Below are 16,656 nucleotides of genomic sequence, written 5' to 3'. Positions count from 1 at the left end.
CCGATGCGCCCTATCTGAGGATAGGCCCAGCAGCAAATCGGCGGATTCACTGACCACCCGACACCCCCGACCTCATAGGTGACGACTCGTCAGTACTCGAGAATATTCCCCCGGACTCGTGGGCCGCTGCCCACAGTCGGGCATACGGCCCGCCCGCGGCGAGCAGCTCCGAATGGGGGCCGAATTCCACGATCCGGCCGTGGTCGACCACGGCGATTCGATCGGCGCGCGCGGCCGTGCCCAGCCGGTGCGCGACGATCACCGTGGTCCGGTCGCGGCTCAGCGATCGGCTCGCTGCCAGCACCGATGCCTCGGTGTCCGGGTCCAGCGTCGCGGTGGCCTCGTCGAGCAGCAGCAAGTCCGGACCGACCAGTTCGGCGCGGGCGAGCGCGATCAGCTGACGCTGGCCCGACGACAGGCCGCGACCTCGTTCGCCGACCGGCTGGCGCATACCGAGCGGGAGGGCGGCGATCATGTCGCTCGCGCCCACCGCAGCGACCGCCGCTGCGATCTCCTCGGCGGTCGCGGATGGTTTCCCGAATGCAATGTTGCTCGCCACATCGCCGGTGAACAGGTGAGCTTCCTGCGGAACGATGCCGAGCCGCGAGCGGTAATCGGCCAAGCGGTAATCGCGGACGTCGGCGTCGTCGACACGGATCGAGCCGGGTTCAGAGGCGCGGTTACCGTTCTCGTGCGTCGGATCGCCGCCGGAATGGTTCGACTCGTCCCGAGACAGGTCGTACAGACGCGCCAGCAGCTTGACGACGGTCGACTTGCCCGCGCCGGTCGGCCCGACCAGCGCCAGGGTGGAACCCTCCGGGATGCGCAGGGAAACGCCGTCCAGGGCCGGAACCCGGCTGCCCGCGTACCGGAACCGGACATTGTCGAAGGCGACATCGCCGCGCAACCCCCGCGCTATCGGCACGGGATCGGCCGGATCGGCGGTGATCGAGGACGGCGTGCGCAGCAGATCCCCGATCCGCCGCAGCCCGACCCTGGCCTGCTGGTAGCCGTCGAAGACTTGGGACAGCTGCAGGATCGGTCCGAACAGCAGTTGGAGATACAGCACGAACGCGACCAGCGTCCCTGCGCTGGTCGAACCGGAGGCGACCTCCCGCGCGCCGAAGAACACCACCGCGGCCAGCGCCACGTCGGCCCATCCGACGACGAACGCGAAGTACAGCGCGATCGCCCGCTGGGCTCGCAAGCGGCTGTCGCGGTAGCGCTGCGAATACTCCGCGAAACGACGGGCCGCACGCGGCTCGTTCCGGTTCGCCTGCACCGCGCGCAACCCCGTCACGTTTTCTTGGAAATCGGCGTTGACCGCCGACACATGTTCTCGTGACACGGTGTACGCGACGGACGACACCCGCCGGAACAGCACCGTCGCCAGCACCAATGCAGGCACCGTCGCCAGCACGACCAGCGCCAGCGAGACATCGATCACCAGCAACGCGACCGTGATGCCGACCAGCGTCAGCAGGCCGACCAGGGTGGTGGCCACCCCGGTCTGCAGAAACGTCGACAGTGCGTCGACGTCGGTGGTCATCCGGGTCATGATCCGACCGGACAGTTCGCGTTCGTAGTAGTCCGAGCCGCTGTAGATGCGCGAAGCTGCGGATCCGCAAGCCGAACAGCACCCGTTCCCCGGTGCGCGCCGTCAGCACGGTGGTCGCAGCGCCGACCGCCCAGCCCGCGGCGGCGAGCACCGCGCCGAACAGCGTCGCGCGAACCAGCGCCGCGGCATCATCACCCAGCACGCCACCATCGATCGCGTAGCGCACCAGCGGCGGGAACGCGACGCCGATCGCCGCGTCGGCGGCCAGCAGCGCCATCACCGTCAGCACGAGCCAGCGCACGGGGCGCAACATGCGGCGCAATCCGAACCGCGGATCGGGCTCGCGGAAACGCTCTACGTCCAGGCCGGGCTGCTCGATGGCGGGTGGCAGGCGCTCGATGGTGCGGCGCAGTTCGGGGGTCTCGCTCACGTCGGCCGCGGCGCCCGCGAACCGGCCACCTTCGGAACGACTCGGTGCCTGTCTGTTCCCCGCCCCGGACGGGGTGATGTCCGGCGCCGGGGCGGCGTGCCCGGCGGGTGCGGGCAGCCTGATCACGCGATCGGCATGGGCGAGCGTCGATTCCCGATGCGCCAGGATCAGCGTGGTCCGGCCGCCGCGGTCGGGCAGCGCGTCGAAGATCGCCGCCTCGGTCACCGCGTCCACGGCCGAGGTGGCGTCGTCGAGCACCAGGATGCGCGGGCGCGCCAGCAGTGCTCTCGCCAGCGCGATCCGCTGCCGCTGGCCGCCGGAGAGGGTCAGGCCGCGCTCGCCGACCACGGTGTCGTAGCCGTCCGGAAGCTCGGCGATGAATTCGTCGGCGGCGGCCTGCGCGGCGGCTTGCCTGATCTCCTCGTCGGTGGCCTCTGGCCGGCCGAGCGCGATATTCGCGGCGATCGTGTCGGAGAACAGGAAGGGATCGTCGAAGACGACGCCGATGGCCGCACGCAGGTCGGCGGCGCGCAGGTCGGCGATGTCGACACCGATGGTTTCCGCGGTGAGCGTCGCGGTGTGCGCACCATTCCCGGTGACGGTGAACGCATCCGCGGGGTCGATGCTCGGCCCGCTCTGCCCGGCAGCCGACGCGTCGGCCGGGTCGGCGCGCAGCGGCGCGGCTTCGGCGAACAGCCGGATATTGCCGGAGTCCGGCGCGTAGAACCGGGGGAGCAGCAGGGCGAGCGTGGACTTGCCCGACCCCGCCGGGCCTATGACGGCCACCGTCTCACCGGGACGGATGCGCAGGTCCAGCTCGCGCAGAACGGGCTGATCGGGATCGAATCCGAAGGTGAGCGCGTCGATTTCGATGCCGAGCGGCCCGTCCGGCAGCTCCAGCGGACGATCCGGGTCGGCGATGACCGGCGCGGCGTCGATCACCTGGAACACCCGTTCGGCCGCCGCCCTGGTCAGCTGAGCCATGACGATCACCGACGACAGGATGCGCGCGGTGCCGGTCATGACGGCGACGTACGCGGCGAACGCGACGAAGGTGCCGATCCCTATGCTGCCGTGCAGGGCCAGCAGTCCACCGAGCGCGATGACCGCGACCATGCCGAATTGTGGAATCGTCGCCACCGTCGGCGCGAAGCGGGCGTCGATCTTCGCGGCGCGCATCCGCTCCGCGAACAGTCTGCGGCCGTGGCGTTCCAGCAGATCGACCATCCGCGCTTCCTGACCGAAGCCCTTCACCACCCGCACCCCGGTGACCGTCTCCTCGACGTGCTGGGCGAGGTCGGCGGCGCGCTGCTGCGCGGACCAGGTCGCCGCGTGCAGCCGGGGGCGCATTCGGTAGACCACCAGTCCGATCGCGGGCACCACCAGCAGCGCGACGGCGGCCAGGGGCGGCGACAGCCAGATCATGACCACAGCGGCGAGCACGAATTCCAGCAGCGCCATACCCGACAGCGGCACCATCGCCATCAGACCCTGGACCAGCTGGAGATCGGTGATCGACCGCGACACCACCTGCCCGGTGCGCAGGGTGTCCTGGCCGATGCCGTCCAACCGCTGCAGTGAACCGAGGAGATTCACGCGCAGCGCGTGCTGCACGTCCAGTGACAGTCGTCCGGCCAGCAACCTCCGCCCGAATCCGGCCGCGGAGCGGCTGACGGCCAGTACCAGGAAGAGGCCAGCGACCGCGCTGATGGCAGCGGTATCACCGACACCGGCCGCGTCGATGGCCTTTTTGGTCAGCAGCGGCCCGGCCGTCTCGATGACCGCGCCGCCGAGAATCGCCGCCGTGATCCCGGCAAGCACCGCGCGGTGCGGCCGGCATTCGGCCCACAGCCTGCGTATCCATCCTGGTTGGCCGCCCCCGTCCACCACGCCAGCTCGCCCCCTTCGTCGTACCGCGTTCTTCATCGACGGTACCGACGCCCACCGACAGGCCGTTGTTCCCGGCGTGGGGTCACAGGTCGCGGGTGCGCAGGCTCCACCAGCTCGCGGCACCTAGGCCGATGGTCCACAGCAGCAGCACCACGATGGCGGCCGGGGTGGGGGCGAGGAAATCGCTTTCCGGATAGGAGCCGACGGCTACGGTGCCGACGGTGGCGGAAACGGGCAGCAGGGTCACCACGCCCGGGATGCCGAGAAAGCGGCTGACCAGCCACAGCAGTGGCTCGGCGAGCCCGATCCAGCCGAGCAGCAGCGCCACCGCCCTGGACGAGGAGCGCACCAGGATGCCCGCGCTCGCGCCGATCAGCGACCAGCACACCGCGGCGAGCAGGCCGCCGCCGAGCACGGCGAACAGCTCCGCGGTTATGGCGATCTTGTCGCGACCCGCGGCGAGCAGGCCGCCGAGCGAGACCAGTTCGACGGCCGCGGCCGCCGCCACCGCGCAACAACCGATGACCAGGAACTTCGCGGCGGCCAGCCGATCGCGGTCGGCGGTGAACAGCACGCTGACCGGCACCGTGTGGTACCGATACTCCGCGCCGGTGCTCACCGCGCCGAAGACGGCGGCCGCGAGCGCGACCACGCCGAGACCGACATAGAGGCCGATCGTCGCCGCGCCGGTGGCAGGCTCGCCGCGCGGGTCCGGCGGCCCGGCCAGGCCCGCCGAGGCGATGCTCGCGATCAGCGCGATCGCGAGTACGGCGCCCGCGACCAGCTGGCCGCGCGGCATCGTGACGACCTTGCGGATCTCGGAGTTGACGGTCGGCACCAAGTCCGCGGGGAGGATAGCGATCATCGTGGGATTCCGTAGGGCAGCGGCGACGGTTGCTGGGTGCCGGGCGCGGCGAGGCCGGGATAGTGCGGCGCGGGCGCGGCCGTGGGTTTGGTCAGCGACGCGAGCACCCGGTCGGGGTGGATGGGGTCGGAGACGATGCTGTCGATCCGCACTTTGGCCGTGGTGGCCGCCGCTCGGATCTGCGCCTCGTCGGCCTCGGCGACGGCGAGGCGGCCATCCGGGCGGATCACCGCGTCGGTAAACCCTTGTGCGGCGAGCACGGTCGCCAGCGCGATGGGCGGGGACGCCGCGACGACCAGCCGGTCCGGATGTCCGCGCCGCAGCCGGGCCGGGCTGCCCTGGTACACCACCGCGCCCTCGTTCAGCACGATCAGGTGGTCCGCGCCCGGAAGCACCGCGGCGAGGCTCTCGCTGGACAGCAGGGCGCTGCCGCCGCGGCGGGTGTGCCTGCGCAGGAACTCCTGCAGCCAGCCGCGTTCGGCGCCGTCGAGTCCGTCCATCGGATCGTCGAGCACCAGCAGCGGAGGATCGCCGAGCAGCGCGGTGGCCAGCGCGAGTCTGGTCTGCTGCCCGATCGACAGGTTGCCGATCTTGGTCGCGGTGTGCTCTTCCAGTCCTACGAGCTCGAGCACCTCGCCCGCCCGTGCGTCCGGAAGGCCCGCCGCAGCCGCGTAGATCAGCAGGTGCTGTCGCGCTGTCCGAGCCGGATGCAGTCCGCGGGGCGCGAGCACGCCGCCGACCACCCGAGCCGAAGCGCCGGCGTCGGGTCGCGCCGAGCCCGGTCCGACCACGGAGGCGGTACCGGAACTAGGGGCGACGAGCCCGAGGAGCGCCCGCAGGATCGTGGTCTTGCCCGCACCCCGCGGACCCACCAGCGCCGCGGTGGTGCCGGAGGGCACGGTGAAGCTGACGTCCGTCACGGCGGTCGCCAGGTCGTACCGCTTGGTCAATCCCCGGACCGCGAACGCGACCGGGCGCGCTCCGGTGGGCGCGCGGCGCACGCTCATCGTGGCGTGGCCGGAGGTTGCGGCTTCGACGGGTCGATCGCGGTGAGCGGATCGGCGTCGACGATCAGGTACCGGTCGGCCGGCCAGACGACCGGTGGCGGCCCGAATGCGTTGCGCGCGTTGGTGACCGTGGCCTTGCCGAGCGCGCGGTTGCCCGCGCCGCCGATCACGGCGCCGATGCCTGCGGGCAGCACCTTGCCCGCCATCAGCGCGGCGCGCTTGGTGATGAACCGGATGATGAACCGCTTCAGCAGCGAATCATTCATGCTCGACAGCCCGGGAATCCGGTTGGCGAATACCGTGCCCCAGTTCTTCGCGGAGGTGCCGACGGTTTTCTGCACGATCTCCATGCCGCTCTCGCCCAGCACAACGGCCAGCACCAACGCCCTGCGCTGCTCTTGATCCTGCGGCGAAATGCCGTGCACCGCGGCCACCGCGAGGGTGAAGACCGCCGATGCCTCCATGAAGAAGGTGGTTTCCGCGCTCACCGCGGCGACCGCGGCGATGGTGCCGACGCCGGGGAGCGCGGCGGTCGCGCCCACCGCGCCACCGCTGCCGGTCACCGCGAGCAGGTATTGCTTCTCCAACCGCTCGATGATCTGTGCGGGGGTTTCGTCGGGGTGGGAGCGCCGGATCCGGTCCACATACTTGGCGACCGCGGGCGCCTGCAGGCGGGACCCGGTATCGAGCAGCTCGACCACCGTCTTCTCGAACGCGCCTTTGAGCATCGGCGGCATCCTCCTCTTCCGGTCTCCTGGGTTGAACTGTATGGCACCGGTTGCCGTCAGCTCGTCATGACAACGAAGTACCCAGGCGGATCGGTTCCATCAGGCTGCCTCGCCTTCGCTCGAACTCGGCCGGGCAACGTTATGCGGGGCCCTGCACCGCGGGTGCGCGTTCGGCCAATGGTGGCGGGGGCGGCGGGGTTCCGTCGCCGAACGGGCTGCCGCCGAGGGCTTCTCTGCCGTGCGGGGTCAACCAGTTCGCCAGGTCGGGACCCTTCGGGACGATTCCGGTCGGGTTGATGTCCCGGTGCACCAAGTAGTAGTGCGCCTTGATCTGCCCGAAGTCGATGGTGTCGCCGAAGCCGGGGGTCTGGTACAGATCGCGCGCGTACGCCCACAGCACCGGCATCTCGGTGAGTTTGGACCGGTTGCACTTGAAGTGCCCGTGATAGACGGCGTCGAAGCGCACCAGTGTCGTAAAGAGCCGTATGTCCGCTTCGGTTATCGTGTCGCCGACCAGATAGCGTTGTGCGGCAAGGCGTTCCGACAGCCAATCCAGCCGGTTGAAGAGCCGGTTGTAGGCGGCGTCGTAGGCGTCCTGCGCGCCGGCGAACCCGCACCGGTAGACGCCGTTGTTGACGTCGCGGAACACCGCGAGGTTCACCTCATCGATCTCCGCGCGCAGCGATTCGGGGTACAGCCGCGGCGCGCCGGGCCGGTGATAGTCGTTCCACTCGGTGGAGAAGTCCACCGTGATCTGGGCGTAGTCGTTGGTGACAACCTGCCCGCTCGGCACGTCCACGATGGCGGGCACCGTGATGCCGCGCGGATAGTCCGGGAATCGTGCCAGGTACGCGTCGCGCAGCCGGGGGATGCCGAGCACCGGGTCGACGCCGCCGGGATCCAGGTCGAAGGTCCAGCTGAGCTTGTCGTGCGTGGGACCGCACAGGCCGAGCGAGAGCACCTGCTCGAGGCCGAGCAGACGCCGCACGATCAAGGTGCGGTTGGCCCACGGGCAGGCCCGCGCCGCGACGAGCCGGTAGCGCCCCGGCTCGACCGGATAGCCGTCGCGGCCGTCGGCCGTGATCCGGGTGGTGATGTAGTTCGTGTCCCTCTTGAACTCGCCGGGCTCGACGTAGGAACCGCTTTCGCTAGCCGACTTGGTCACCTGGACAGTTTCGCAGATCGAAGGGCCGATGGGCGCTGTCGGACGTAGTCGGTCTTCAGCAAGCGCGTGCCCGCGGCGGAGGCAGGAGTTACGCACGTTGGCCTTGTCGACGCAGTGCGTCCTCAGCCCCGCGCAGGGCCGGAGCGGAGGCAGGAGGTACGCACGTTGGCCTTGTCGGACGCAGTGCGTCCTCAGCCCCGCGCACGGCCGGAGCGGAGGCGGAGGTACGCCTAGGCTGACCGGATGAGTGAAACGAAGGCCACCCGCCTGGAACGCGACTGCACCGACGCCGGCGCCGAGGTGGCGACCCTCACGTTCGCCCATCCGCCGCTCAACCTGTTCGATCGGGCGATGCTGGACGCGGTGATCGCCGACGTCGCCGAGCTGTCCGCGCGACCGCCGCGCGCACTGCTGCTGCGCGCCGAAGGCAAGGTGGTGTCCGGCGGTGTGGACGTGCACGTGTTCGACGGCCTGACCGTCGAGCAGGGCGCCGAGTTGTGGCAGACGCTGTTCGCGCAGATCATCCATCCGCTGGAGGCGCTGCCGTGCCCGGTGGTGTTCGCCGCGCACGGGCTGACGCTGACCGCGGCCTTCGAGATCGCACTCGCCTGCGACATCCTGCTGGCCGCGCCGAAGGCGAAGTTCGGGTTGGTGGAGACCGTGGTCGGGCTGACCCCGTCGATGGGCGGCCCGCAGCGTCTGGCCGAGCGCGCCGGGTCGGGACGGGCTCGCGAGTTCGTGATGACCGGCGACCTCTACGACGCGGCGACGATGGCCGAGTGGGGTGTGGTGAACGCGGTGCACGACGACCTCGACGCGGCGGCGAGGGCGCTGACCCACCGGCTGGCCGACGGCCCGACGAAGGCGCACGCGGCAACCAAGCGGATCATCGAGGCGTGGCGTTCCGGCGGTGTGGCACATGCGGATTCGGCGACACCGGAGGTGTCCGGCGCCCTGTTCGCGACCGACGATCTCCGGGGGGCCGTGCGCAGTTTTCTCGAGGTGGGTCCGGGCAAGGCCAGCTACACCGGCCGGTGACAGGTCGGACACGTTCGTCGCCTATCCCAGCGAGATTGTGACCCGAGTCATATAGTCGCAGGTGCCTGCTCACTCGAGGCACGCGGAGGACGAATGTCGCAGTTTCTCGTCGAATACCCCCTGACCGGCCCGCATGTCTGGGATAACCCGCTAGCCCGAGGCGCCGACGGCGTACTGCGCTACGGAAACCTCACACCAGCGCTGACCGAGCTACTGGATCTGCAGGTGCACGCGTTTTCCACCCGTGAGGCGGTGGTGGAGGTCGGCGGCCCGCGCCTGACCTATCGGGAGCTGTGGCACGCCGCGTCCCGGATCGCCGGCGGTTTGCAGGAGCACGGGATCGGCTACGGCGATCGGGTCGCCATCTACCTGCCCTCGGGTGCGCGCTGGGTGCAAGCCTTCCTCGGCGCCCTGCTCAGCGGTGCGGTGCCGGTGCTGGTGCACGACGGTTTGCCGGAGGCGGTGGCCGAGCGGGTGATCATCGACAGCCGTGCGGATTTCGTGCTCGGCCGTCCAGGGGGCGAGACAGAGCTGCCCGACGGCGCAGCGTACATCGATGACGGTGCGTCGCTGAGTGATCTGGCGCTGCTGTGTTACACGAGCGGCTCCTGCACGCCCAAGGGCGTGGAACTGACCAACGAGAACCTGCTCTCCGCGGTGCGCTCCATGGTCGCCGCGCTGGATCTGCCCACCGACGGCCTGCGCAATCTGGTGCTGCTGCCGTTGGCGCACGCCAGCGGCTGTGTCGATCAGCTTTTGCCGACCTTCGCGGTCGGTGGCACGGTCGTGCTCGCCCGGGACAGCTGCGGCATGGCCGAGGCCATCGCGGCGGAACGCATCGACATGGTCTCCGCGACCCCGCGGATCTTCGCGGGCCTGGTGCCGGAGCTGGCCGAGCTGCGCGCCGAGGGGCTGTGCACCGAGGGCGTCGCGCGGATCAGCAAAGCCGGTCACCGTGCCGAACGCGCCGCGGCGTCGGCCACCCTCCTCGACCTGACGGCCGAACTCCGTGGTGTGTTCCCGGCCGCTCGGCAGTGGTCGGTCTGGGGTGCGACCGAGACCAGCGGCATCGGCCTCGCGGTGGACGACGCCGAGCAGGCGGCAGACCCGTCGGGCGCGGACGCCGTGCTCGGATTCCCGTTCGGCGGTACCGAATTGGCGCTATGGGGCCCGAAGGCGACCGCGGGACACGGGGAACTGCTGTGCCGCGGGCCGAACGTCACGCCACGCTATTGGGACGACCCGACCACCACCGCGGCGCGTTTCACCGGAACCTGGTTCCACACCGGCGACCAAGTGACGATCGACGCCGACGGCTTGGTGCGCCGGGAAGCGGTGCCCGCCGAGTAGTCCGGACTCACTCCAGCATGCGGGTGCGCAGGCGCGCGAGCAGCTCGGGCGTCAGGCCGACGGCCCTGATATAGCCGCGCAGATCGCCGTGCAGCTCCCGCATCGAGACCGTAGCGGTCTCCAGGTATTCCTCGCGCACGCCGAGCAGGTCCACCGAGACCTCCTCGCCGCCCAGCAGTTTCGACGTCATCAAGGAGCGCAGTGCGGGGACGGCCCCGTTGCTCTCCAGGTAATCGGCCCGCACATCGTCTTCGGTGACGCCGACCGCGCGCAGCAGTGTCGCGACGGCCCAGCCGGTGCGGTCCTTGCCCGCCGCGCAGTGCACCAGCACGGCGCCGGCGCCGCGCAGGATGGATTCGGCGAGCGCCGCGATGGCGGCGTGTGCCTCGGGTAACGCCGGGAACATCCGGTAGACCTCGAGCATGTGCGTGTACGCGGTCCGCGCGGTCGCCTCGTGCGGCGGGGCCTCGGCCATTCTGGAATCGAACGGCGTGACGGTCAGCCGGACGTCCGCGGGCAGGCGATCGGCCCCGATATGCGCGATCTCGCGGTGTCCGCGCAGGTCGTGCACGTCGGTGACGCGCAGTTCGCGCAGCGCGGCGTGGCCCGCCTCGTCGAGCCCGCTCAGCTGGGCCGAGCGCAGCAGCACCCCGGGGCGGACCTTCGCGCCGTCATCGGTGCGCAGGCCGCCGGTATCCCGGAAGTTGAAGGTGCCGGAGAGGAAGTACTGGTCGGCGGGTGGCGAGAGAGTCACCGATCCAGGCTATCGGCCCCGCGGTACGAAAGGATGTCCATCGCGGATCGAACCCCACACAATAAGCTGACCGATTTGGGTGGTTCCAGTGTGGGGTTCATCACAAGACTTGGGATGCTAGGGCCGCGGACCGTACCCTCTTCTACGGTCTGTCGATGACCGGCACGGTCCGAGATCGCCCGTCATGGCGGGGATTCCGGGCGACACGGGTCCATTGCATCGCGATCGCGGTTGGGTAACAAAACATTCTTCCAGTACGGAAATACCCAATGAACCCGTTTCTAAAACCGGAGAACCCTCTAACATTGATGAACGTTGGACCGGGCAGCGTGGAGTTTTCTAGAAGTTGCCCGCCATGTTCAGCGAGTCGTGCCGACCGAGGTGCGTAAGTGTTCTTTCGCCGAGGGAGTCGTCGTTGAGCGCAGGTGGAGAAGTAATAACGGAGATTCGGCTACGGCCGGCCGTTCTCGAGGCCGTCGAACAGGCGGCGGCAACACTCGACTACACGGGCCTCCGCGCACTGCGCGTGCTGCTGCATGCCGGAATCAGCGCGTACTGGCCGCTGGTCAAGGCCACTCCGATCAAGCAGGTCAGGTCATACGAGATGACCGTGCAGGCGTTGCGGACGAACTGGGAGGCGGGCAACAGCTGCTTGCCGGACCCGATCGCGGCAGCGTTCTATCGCGACAAGGACGCGGAGGTTACCGCGTTTTTGGAGCTGTGCGCGGAACGTTCGCAAACGCAATGGCTGGAGCCGGTCGAGTCGATCGCGTCGCTTGTCGTCTCGCTCGTACAGGGCACCGTCTTGCGCTGGCTGGCCGACTGCAACGACGAGACCATGCTCGTGGTCCTCGACGATATGACCAGCACTCTGGTCACCAAAGCCGTCGAGGCCTAGCTCTTCCGAAATACTGGACGATCGACCAGTTTGGTGGTTGAGTGTCCTGGTGACCCAGACGTCGCCGATCGCGGGGCTGCACGCGGCCACCGCCGAACTGGACCCACCGCTGGCCGCCCTCGACCTGGCCGTGCTGCGCGCCAACGCCGCCGATCTGGTGCGTCGCGCCGGCGGTGTCCCGGTGCGGGTGGCCAGCAAATCTGTGCGCTGCCGCGCCGTTCTCGCCGAAGTCCTCGGTGCGGACCTCACCGCCGCGGGCGGTTTCGCGGGCATCATGTCCTATTCCCTGCGTGAGGCCATCTGGCTGGTGCGCCACGGGGCGCGCGACGTCCTGCTCGGCTATCCGACCGTGGACCGCGCCGCGCTGTCCGAACTGGCCTCCGACGACATCCTGTTGCGATCGATCACGCTCATGATCGATGACGCCGCCCAGCTCGAGCTGATCCGTGCCGCTCTCGGCACCGATCGGGTGCGCCCCCGGGTCTGCCTGGACGTGGACGCCTCGCTGCGCATCGGCCCGCTGCATCTCGGTGTCCGCCGGTCCCCGGTTCGGACGCCACAGGAAGCGGCCGCCTTGACGAGCGACGCGGTGCGCCGCGGTTTCGACGTGGTGGGCGTGATGACCTACGAGGCGCAGATCGCCGGGCTGCCCGACGCGAATGCCGCGGTGCGACTGGTGAAGCGGGCGTCGGCGGCGGAGATCGCCAAGCGGCGCGCGAAGGTGCTCGACGCGGTCCGCTCGGTGACCGGCAAGCTGGAGATCGTCAACAGCGGCGGCACCGGATCCATCGAAGTCAGCGTCGCCGACCCGGACGTGACCGAGGTGACCGCCGGATCGGGCCTCTACGTGCCGACGCTGTTCGACCACTACCGATCGTTCACCCCCAGGCCCGCACTGTATTTCGCCACCTCCGTACTGCGGCGGCCCACGGGGAAGATCGCCACCGTCTTCGCGGGCGGCTACATCGCCTCGGGCCCGGCAGGGCCGTCCCGAGTACCGAAACCGGTGTGGCCCAGCGGATTGAAGCTGCTCGGCACCGAAGGCGCCGGAGAGGTGCAAACGCCGCTGTCGGGCGCCGCGGAACTGCGGATCGGTGATCGGGTGTGGTTCCGGCACGCGAAGGCCGGGGAACTGTGCGAGCGGTTCGACACGCTTCATCTGGTCGACGCCGACGGCTCCCGCGTCTCCGTGCCGACCTACCGTGGCGAGGGCGTCTGCTTCGGCTGACCGCGGTCAGCCCAGCCGCAGGAACGCGCCCAGGTCGGCCAGCTCTTCCATGGTGGCGGGCAGATACTCGGTGAGCAGCGGCGAGCGGATGATGATCGCCTTCCACATGGCCCGGCACAGCGCGGCGCGGATCAGCCCCCGGGACAACAGCGACCGCATGCCGTAAGGGGCGTCGGCGGGGCTGGATGTGGTCATCGAAAGCAGCACCACCGCCGCTTCCCTGCCACGGAATCGATCCGGCGTGCCCACCAGCACGTCCTCGATCTTCGCCCGGGCGAGCATGGTCCGGATCCGCCCCACCTGCGCGGCGTATGGCGCGACCACGAAGATGTCGTGCGGGTGCACCCGGCGCGTCGTCGCGCCGATCGTCCAGGACATGCCGAGCAGCGCGCGGACCCGGCGCACCACCTCCCGCGCCTCGGCGGGCGAGGTGGTGGCACTCCCGTGGTGGTCGACCAGGACGGTGCGCACGCCGGGCTCCTCGCCGTCCAGACGCCTTGCCAGCGTGACGGTTTCATTGGAGCGCAGTCGTCCGTCGTAGTACAGCCGGGAGACGGGTTCGCATACCGCGGGATGCATCCGCCAGGTCCGGTCCAGGAAGTAGCCGCGTTCGGAGGGCAGAGTCTGACGCCCCTGGGCCAGCCAGCCGAGCACTGATTCACCGACCGGAGCCGGATGGGTCCCGCGCACGGCCGACGGCACGGGATCGCCGAGCAGCAGCAGGTTGCGTGCGCTCGCGGCGACGGCCACGGTGTCGGCCAGCGCGAAACGGCCCGCGTCGGCGATCAGGAGCAGATCGAGGGCTTCACGCGGCACCAGTTCCTCGTTCGCGAAATCGGCCGGAGTGCCGCCGAGCACGCAGCCACTGATGGCGTTGTCCAGGAAACGCGGATAGCGGGCGGCGTCGATCACCGCCCACACCGGGGCGACCGCCGCCGCGTCCTTCTTGGCGACCAGCTCCGGCAGCACGCCGACCCGCACGATCGCGTCGAGCAGGTTCTCCACGGTCGCGTGGTCCCGCGCGACGATGCCGACGCGCCAGTTGTGCTTGGTGACCAGGCGCTCCAGCACCCGGGCCGTGGTCGAAGTCTTCCCGGTTCCCGACGGTCCCTGCACCGCGACGTAGGAGCGGTCGAGCGCGCGCACGGCCGCGGTGATCGCCGCTGCATGATCGCCGTGCACCTCGGGCAACCTCACGCCGCCGTGGAGCCGGGGCGGGCGGCGCGCGAGGATGTCGAAGACCGCTTCCCGCGGCGTGTCCGGGAGGGTCATGAGCAACTGTTGCGCCGCCAGTTCGACCGTGAGTTCGGCGTTTTCGTCCCAGGCTGGCAGGTCGGGCGCGATGGCGGTCGGCAGCTCGTCGTAGGGCTCGCAGCCTTCGGGCAGCAGTTCCTCCAGCCGGACGGTGTCGTCGAACTCGGTGTCCACCGAGCATCCGAGCACCGTCGCCGTCGCGGTAGCCCGGTGGCCGACCGCGGTGACCATGCCCGCGGGCGGCGGCTGGTCGTAGAAGGTGTAGACCGTTGTGCCGGGGGTGAGCACACTCGGCCCCGCCGCGCCGCTAGCGCCGGTTCCGATTCGGCCGGTCAGCGTCAGATACCGCCGCATGGTCGGGAGGTCGGGGCGACGATGCCATTTGGTGTCCACCGTGCCCCAGTCGGCGACGAGAACCCCTGGCGCGTCGGGCCATTCGTCCACCGGGTGGCTGAGCCGGTCGGCATGGGCCCACCACAGCGGCTGCCGCTCGCGCCGGTGATAGCCGAGTGCGGCGGCCATCAAAGCCGCGGGGTGCAGGGAATCACCCAGTCCCGCAGCGTATTCCGCCAAGGCAGCCTCCAGAGACGACGGCCGGGGCGGTGGTGCGGGTTCCGGCGCGGCCGGGACGGCCGCGGTCCACCACGAACCGGCCCTTGCCTGCGGTGCGAGGTGCTGCTCGGCAGGATGCTGTGCATCCCCCGGTTCCGCCACGTATTCCGCCGCACCAGCCCCCGCTGACGATTGCCGGGGCGCCGGCGCGGGTTCCGGCGTGCCCGGGACGGTCGCGGTCCACCACGAACCGGCTCTTGCCTGCGGTCCGAGGTGCTGCTCGGCGGCATGGTCGACAGGATGCTGTGCGCCTTCCGGTCCCGCAGCGAATTCCACCGCGGCAGCCCGCGGTGACCATTGCCGGGACGCCGGCGCGGGCTCCGCTTCGCCTGCGACGGGCACCGTGCTCCACGCACTGTCCCGGGCATCACGTTGCTCGGACGCACAATCGAGCAGCCAATCGCGCAGCCGGAATACGGTGTGATTGTCGCTCGAATGTTCCGCATCGGGCCACATTCGCCGCAGTGTGCTCAGGTCATAGGACGGCTCGCCGATGATCATCGCGTTGCGTACGACCGGGTACAGGTCGACCAGGACGCCCGCGCGGAGCAACTCGTCGACGAACTCCTCGCCGACGCCGTGCTGCCCGGCGCAGTGCAGCAGCGCCGTGCGCGCCGCCGAGGTGTAGTGATAGATGTGCAGGTCCGGATACATCCGCCGCCGCTGTGCCAGAGAGTCGAGCACCTGCTCGAGCGCGCGGCGTTCCGCGGTCCCGCCGCCGCCCCGCTCATCCGGGCCGGAAGACCAACACAGGGACAGGTGCACACTGTCCAAGCCGCCGATCTCGACCGTGCGGGGCATCCGTCCGCCGCCCCCGATGGTGAGCGTGAGGTCGCCGGGGGAGGGCGGCGGCAGTGCGCCCAGCGCGGCCGGGTCGGTCAGGGCGTACGTCGGTTCGTTCGAAACTTCGCGCCGCAGTTGGATTTCCGCCTGGCGACGCAGCGCCGCGACGGTACGCGGCGGCACACCCGGCACCGCGATCTCGGTGGCGGCCAGGCGATCGATGGTGCTCACTCCGGCTTCGCGCAGGCGGGCGCGGATCGGGGACGCCATTCCGGCGACGAGCAGCAGATCGCGGGCGGCCGACAGGGCGGCGGTGCAGGTGCGGCAGCGGCCGCAGGCGAGATAGCGGGGGTCGCCCCACTGGACCGGCAGCAGTTCGCCGAGCTTCTCGTCCACGATGCGCTCCACCCGGCGCCTGCGCGCCCGATACACCGGCAGCAGCTCGCTCAGCGCCTCGGCCATGCTCACCTCGCCCAGGTGCAGCCGGACGAAAGGCGCGGTCAGCGCGCCCGAACGGTCGAGGGCGGCGGCGCAGGCGGCGAGTTCGAGCGCGGCGCCCACGCGATCCGCCGCCGTGCGCGCGGCGCCGTGCACGGTGTAGCGGACTCGATGTTCCGCGCGTACCAGAAAGTCACAGGAGCTATGGAATCGGCCGTCGAAGAAGGTGGCGCCGTGGACGACGTGCGCGCCCGCGCGCAGGGCCGCGACGGTTTCGGTGTGCGCGGCCGTCAGGGCCGCGATACGTGCCGATGCGCGACCGCTCACTCCATCACTGGGTGCCGATGCGCTCACTCCATCGCTGGGTTCGGCCGGGTCTCCGACGTTGTCCGGCGGGCGGTCGATCTCCACGACCGCTCCCGGGAACCGGGCGCGGTAGTCGGCGAGATGGCGTTGCCGAGCGTCATCGATTTCACGTGCGTGTTCGGGCGCCGGTGCGGCGGTGCCGGGTTCGGCTGGGAGGGTGCCCAGTTCGGTATCGAGGGCGCGCAGCATGGCGAATTCGCAGTGCGCCGCGCGCACAAGATCGACGGCGGTGCAGACGACACGATCACCGAACACGAACAAACGCGGCCCTCCTGTGTCTTCGCGGGACACC

At 70.1% G+C, this 16,656-nt stretch carries 10 protein-coding genes and 1 pseudogene; 4 read left to right on the top strand and 7 right to left on the bottom strand.

What is annotated here, in order from left to right; translation table 11 throughout:
* Positions 1-46: 46 nt before the first annotated feature.
* The 5 genes and pseudogenes from IU459_RS17970 to IU459_RS17950 form a co-directional block, all read right to left on the bottom strand.
* Positions 47-3,914: pseudogene (locus tag IU459_RS17970) on the bottom strand (ABC transporter ATP-binding protein).
* Between the two features lie 46 nt (positions 3,915-3,960).
* On the bottom strand, positions 3,961-4,743 hold the full coding sequence (locus tag IU459_RS17965; protein WP_195130685.1) for an ABC transporter permease: 783 nt from the start codon (positions 4,741-4,743) through the stop codon (positions 3,961-3,963).
* Positions 4,740-5,750: an ABC transporter ATP-binding protein gene (locus tag IU459_RS17960; RefSeq protein ID WP_195130684.1), complete on the bottom strand. Its 1,011-nt coding sequence runs from the start codon at positions 5,748-5,750 to the stop codon at positions 4,740-4,742. The genes IU459_RS17965 and IU459_RS17960 overlap by 4 nt, the downstream gene beginning before the upstream one ends.
* Positions 5,747-6,478 carry a hypothetical protein gene (locus tag IU459_RS17955; protein ID WP_195130683.1) on the bottom strand — a complete coding sequence of 244 codons (732 nt, stop codon included), beginning with the start codon at positions 6,476-6,478 and terminating at the stop codon, positions 5,747-5,749. Before IU459_RS17955 ends, IU459_RS17960 begins: the two co-directional genes overlap by 4 nt.
* Before the next feature lie 139 nt (positions 6,479-6,617).
* Complete coding sequence (locus IU459_RS17950; RefSeq protein ID WP_195130682.1) at positions 6,618-7,643, bottom strand: glutathione S-transferase family protein; 1,026 nt, start codon at positions 7,641-7,643, stop codon at positions 6,618-6,620.
* A 243-nt stretch (positions 7,644-7,886) separates the two neighbouring features.
* Here IU459_RS17950 and IU459_RS17945 point away from each other — a divergent pair, with 243 nt between their 5' ends.
* Together IU459_RS17945 and IU459_RS17940 are read left to right on the top strand one after the other, a co-directional pair.
* Positions 7,887-8,681 carry an enoyl-CoA hydratase/isomerase family protein gene (locus IU459_RS17945; RefSeq protein ID WP_195130681.1) on the top strand — a complete coding sequence of 265 codons (795 nt, stop codon included), beginning with the start codon at positions 7,887-7,889 and terminating at the stop codon, positions 8,679-8,681.
* A gap of 93 nt (positions 8,682-8,774) precedes the next feature.
* The gene (locus IU459_RS17940; RefSeq protein ID WP_195130680.1) at positions 8,775-10,031 is read left to right on the top strand and encodes a class I adenylate-forming enzyme family protein; all 1,257 of its coding nucleotides are present in this window, start codon (positions 8,775-8,777) and stop codon (positions 10,029-10,031) included.
* A gap of 7 nt (positions 10,032-10,038) precedes the next feature.
* On the opposite strand, the gene IU459_RS17935 is transcribed toward IU459_RS17940, so the two are convergent.
* Complete coding sequence (locus IU459_RS17935; RefSeq protein ID WP_195130679.1) at positions 10,039-10,785, bottom strand: tyrosine-protein phosphatase; 747 nt, start codon at positions 10,783-10,785, stop codon at positions 10,039-10,041.
* A 415-nt stretch (positions 10,786-11,200) separates the two neighbouring features.
* Between IU459_RS17935 and IU459_RS17930 the strand changes: the two genes are divergently transcribed.
* Together IU459_RS17930 and IU459_RS17925 are read left to right on the top strand one after the other, a co-directional pair.
* Positions 11,201-11,683: a TetR family transcriptional regulator gene (locus IU459_RS17930; RefSeq protein WP_195130678.1), complete on the top strand. Its 483-nt coding sequence runs from the start codon at positions 11,201-11,203 to the stop codon at positions 11,681-11,683.
* 49 nt (positions 11,684-11,732) lie between these two features.
* Positions 11,733-12,911: an amino acid deaminase/aldolase gene (locus IU459_RS17925; RefSeq protein WP_195130677.1), complete on the top strand. Its 1,179-nt coding sequence runs from the start codon at positions 11,733-11,735 to the stop codon at positions 12,909-12,911.
* Positions 12,912-12,917: 6 nt separating this feature from the next.
* Here IU459_RS17925 and IU459_RS17920 read toward each other — a convergent pair whose 3' ends face one another.
* Positions 12,918-16,619, bottom strand: a complete 3,702-nt coding sequence (locus IU459_RS17920; protein ID WP_324198915.1) for an AAA domain-containing protein — start codon at positions 16,617-16,619, stop codon at positions 12,918-12,920.
* Positions 16,620-16,656 lie beyond the last annotated feature (37 nt).

The sequence above is a fragment of the Nocardia amamiensis genome (assembly GCF_015477605.1).
Classification (GTDB): Bacteria; Actinomycetota; Actinomycetes; order Mycobacteriales; family Mycobacteriaceae; genus Nocardia; species Nocardia amamiensis_A.
This window is presented reverse-complemented; position numbering and strand designations above follow the sequence as displayed.

What these genes read in the sequence shown, in the direction of transcription:
- IU459_RS17965 (WP_195130685.1), bottom strand. Translation starts at nt 4,743, where the DNA reads ATGATCGCTATCCTCCCCGCGGACTTGGTGCCGACCGTCAACTCCGAG.
- IU459_RS17960 (WP_195130684.1), bottom strand. Translation starts at nt 5,750, where the DNA reads ATGAGCGTGCGCCGCGCGCCCACCGGAGCGCGCCCGGTCGCGTTCGCG.
- IU459_RS17955 (WP_195130683.1), bottom strand. Translation starts at nt 6,478, where the DNA reads ATGCTCAAAGGCGCGTTCGAGAAGACGGTGGTCGAGCTGCTCGATACC.
- IU459_RS17945 (WP_195130681.1), top strand. Translation starts at nt 7,887, where the DNA reads ATGAGTGAAACGAAGGCCACCCGCCTGGAACGCGACTGCACCGACGCC.
- IU459_RS17940 (WP_195130680.1), top strand. Translation starts at nt 8,775, where the DNA reads ATGTCGCAGTTTCTCGTCGAATACCCCCTGACCGGCCCGCATGTCTGG.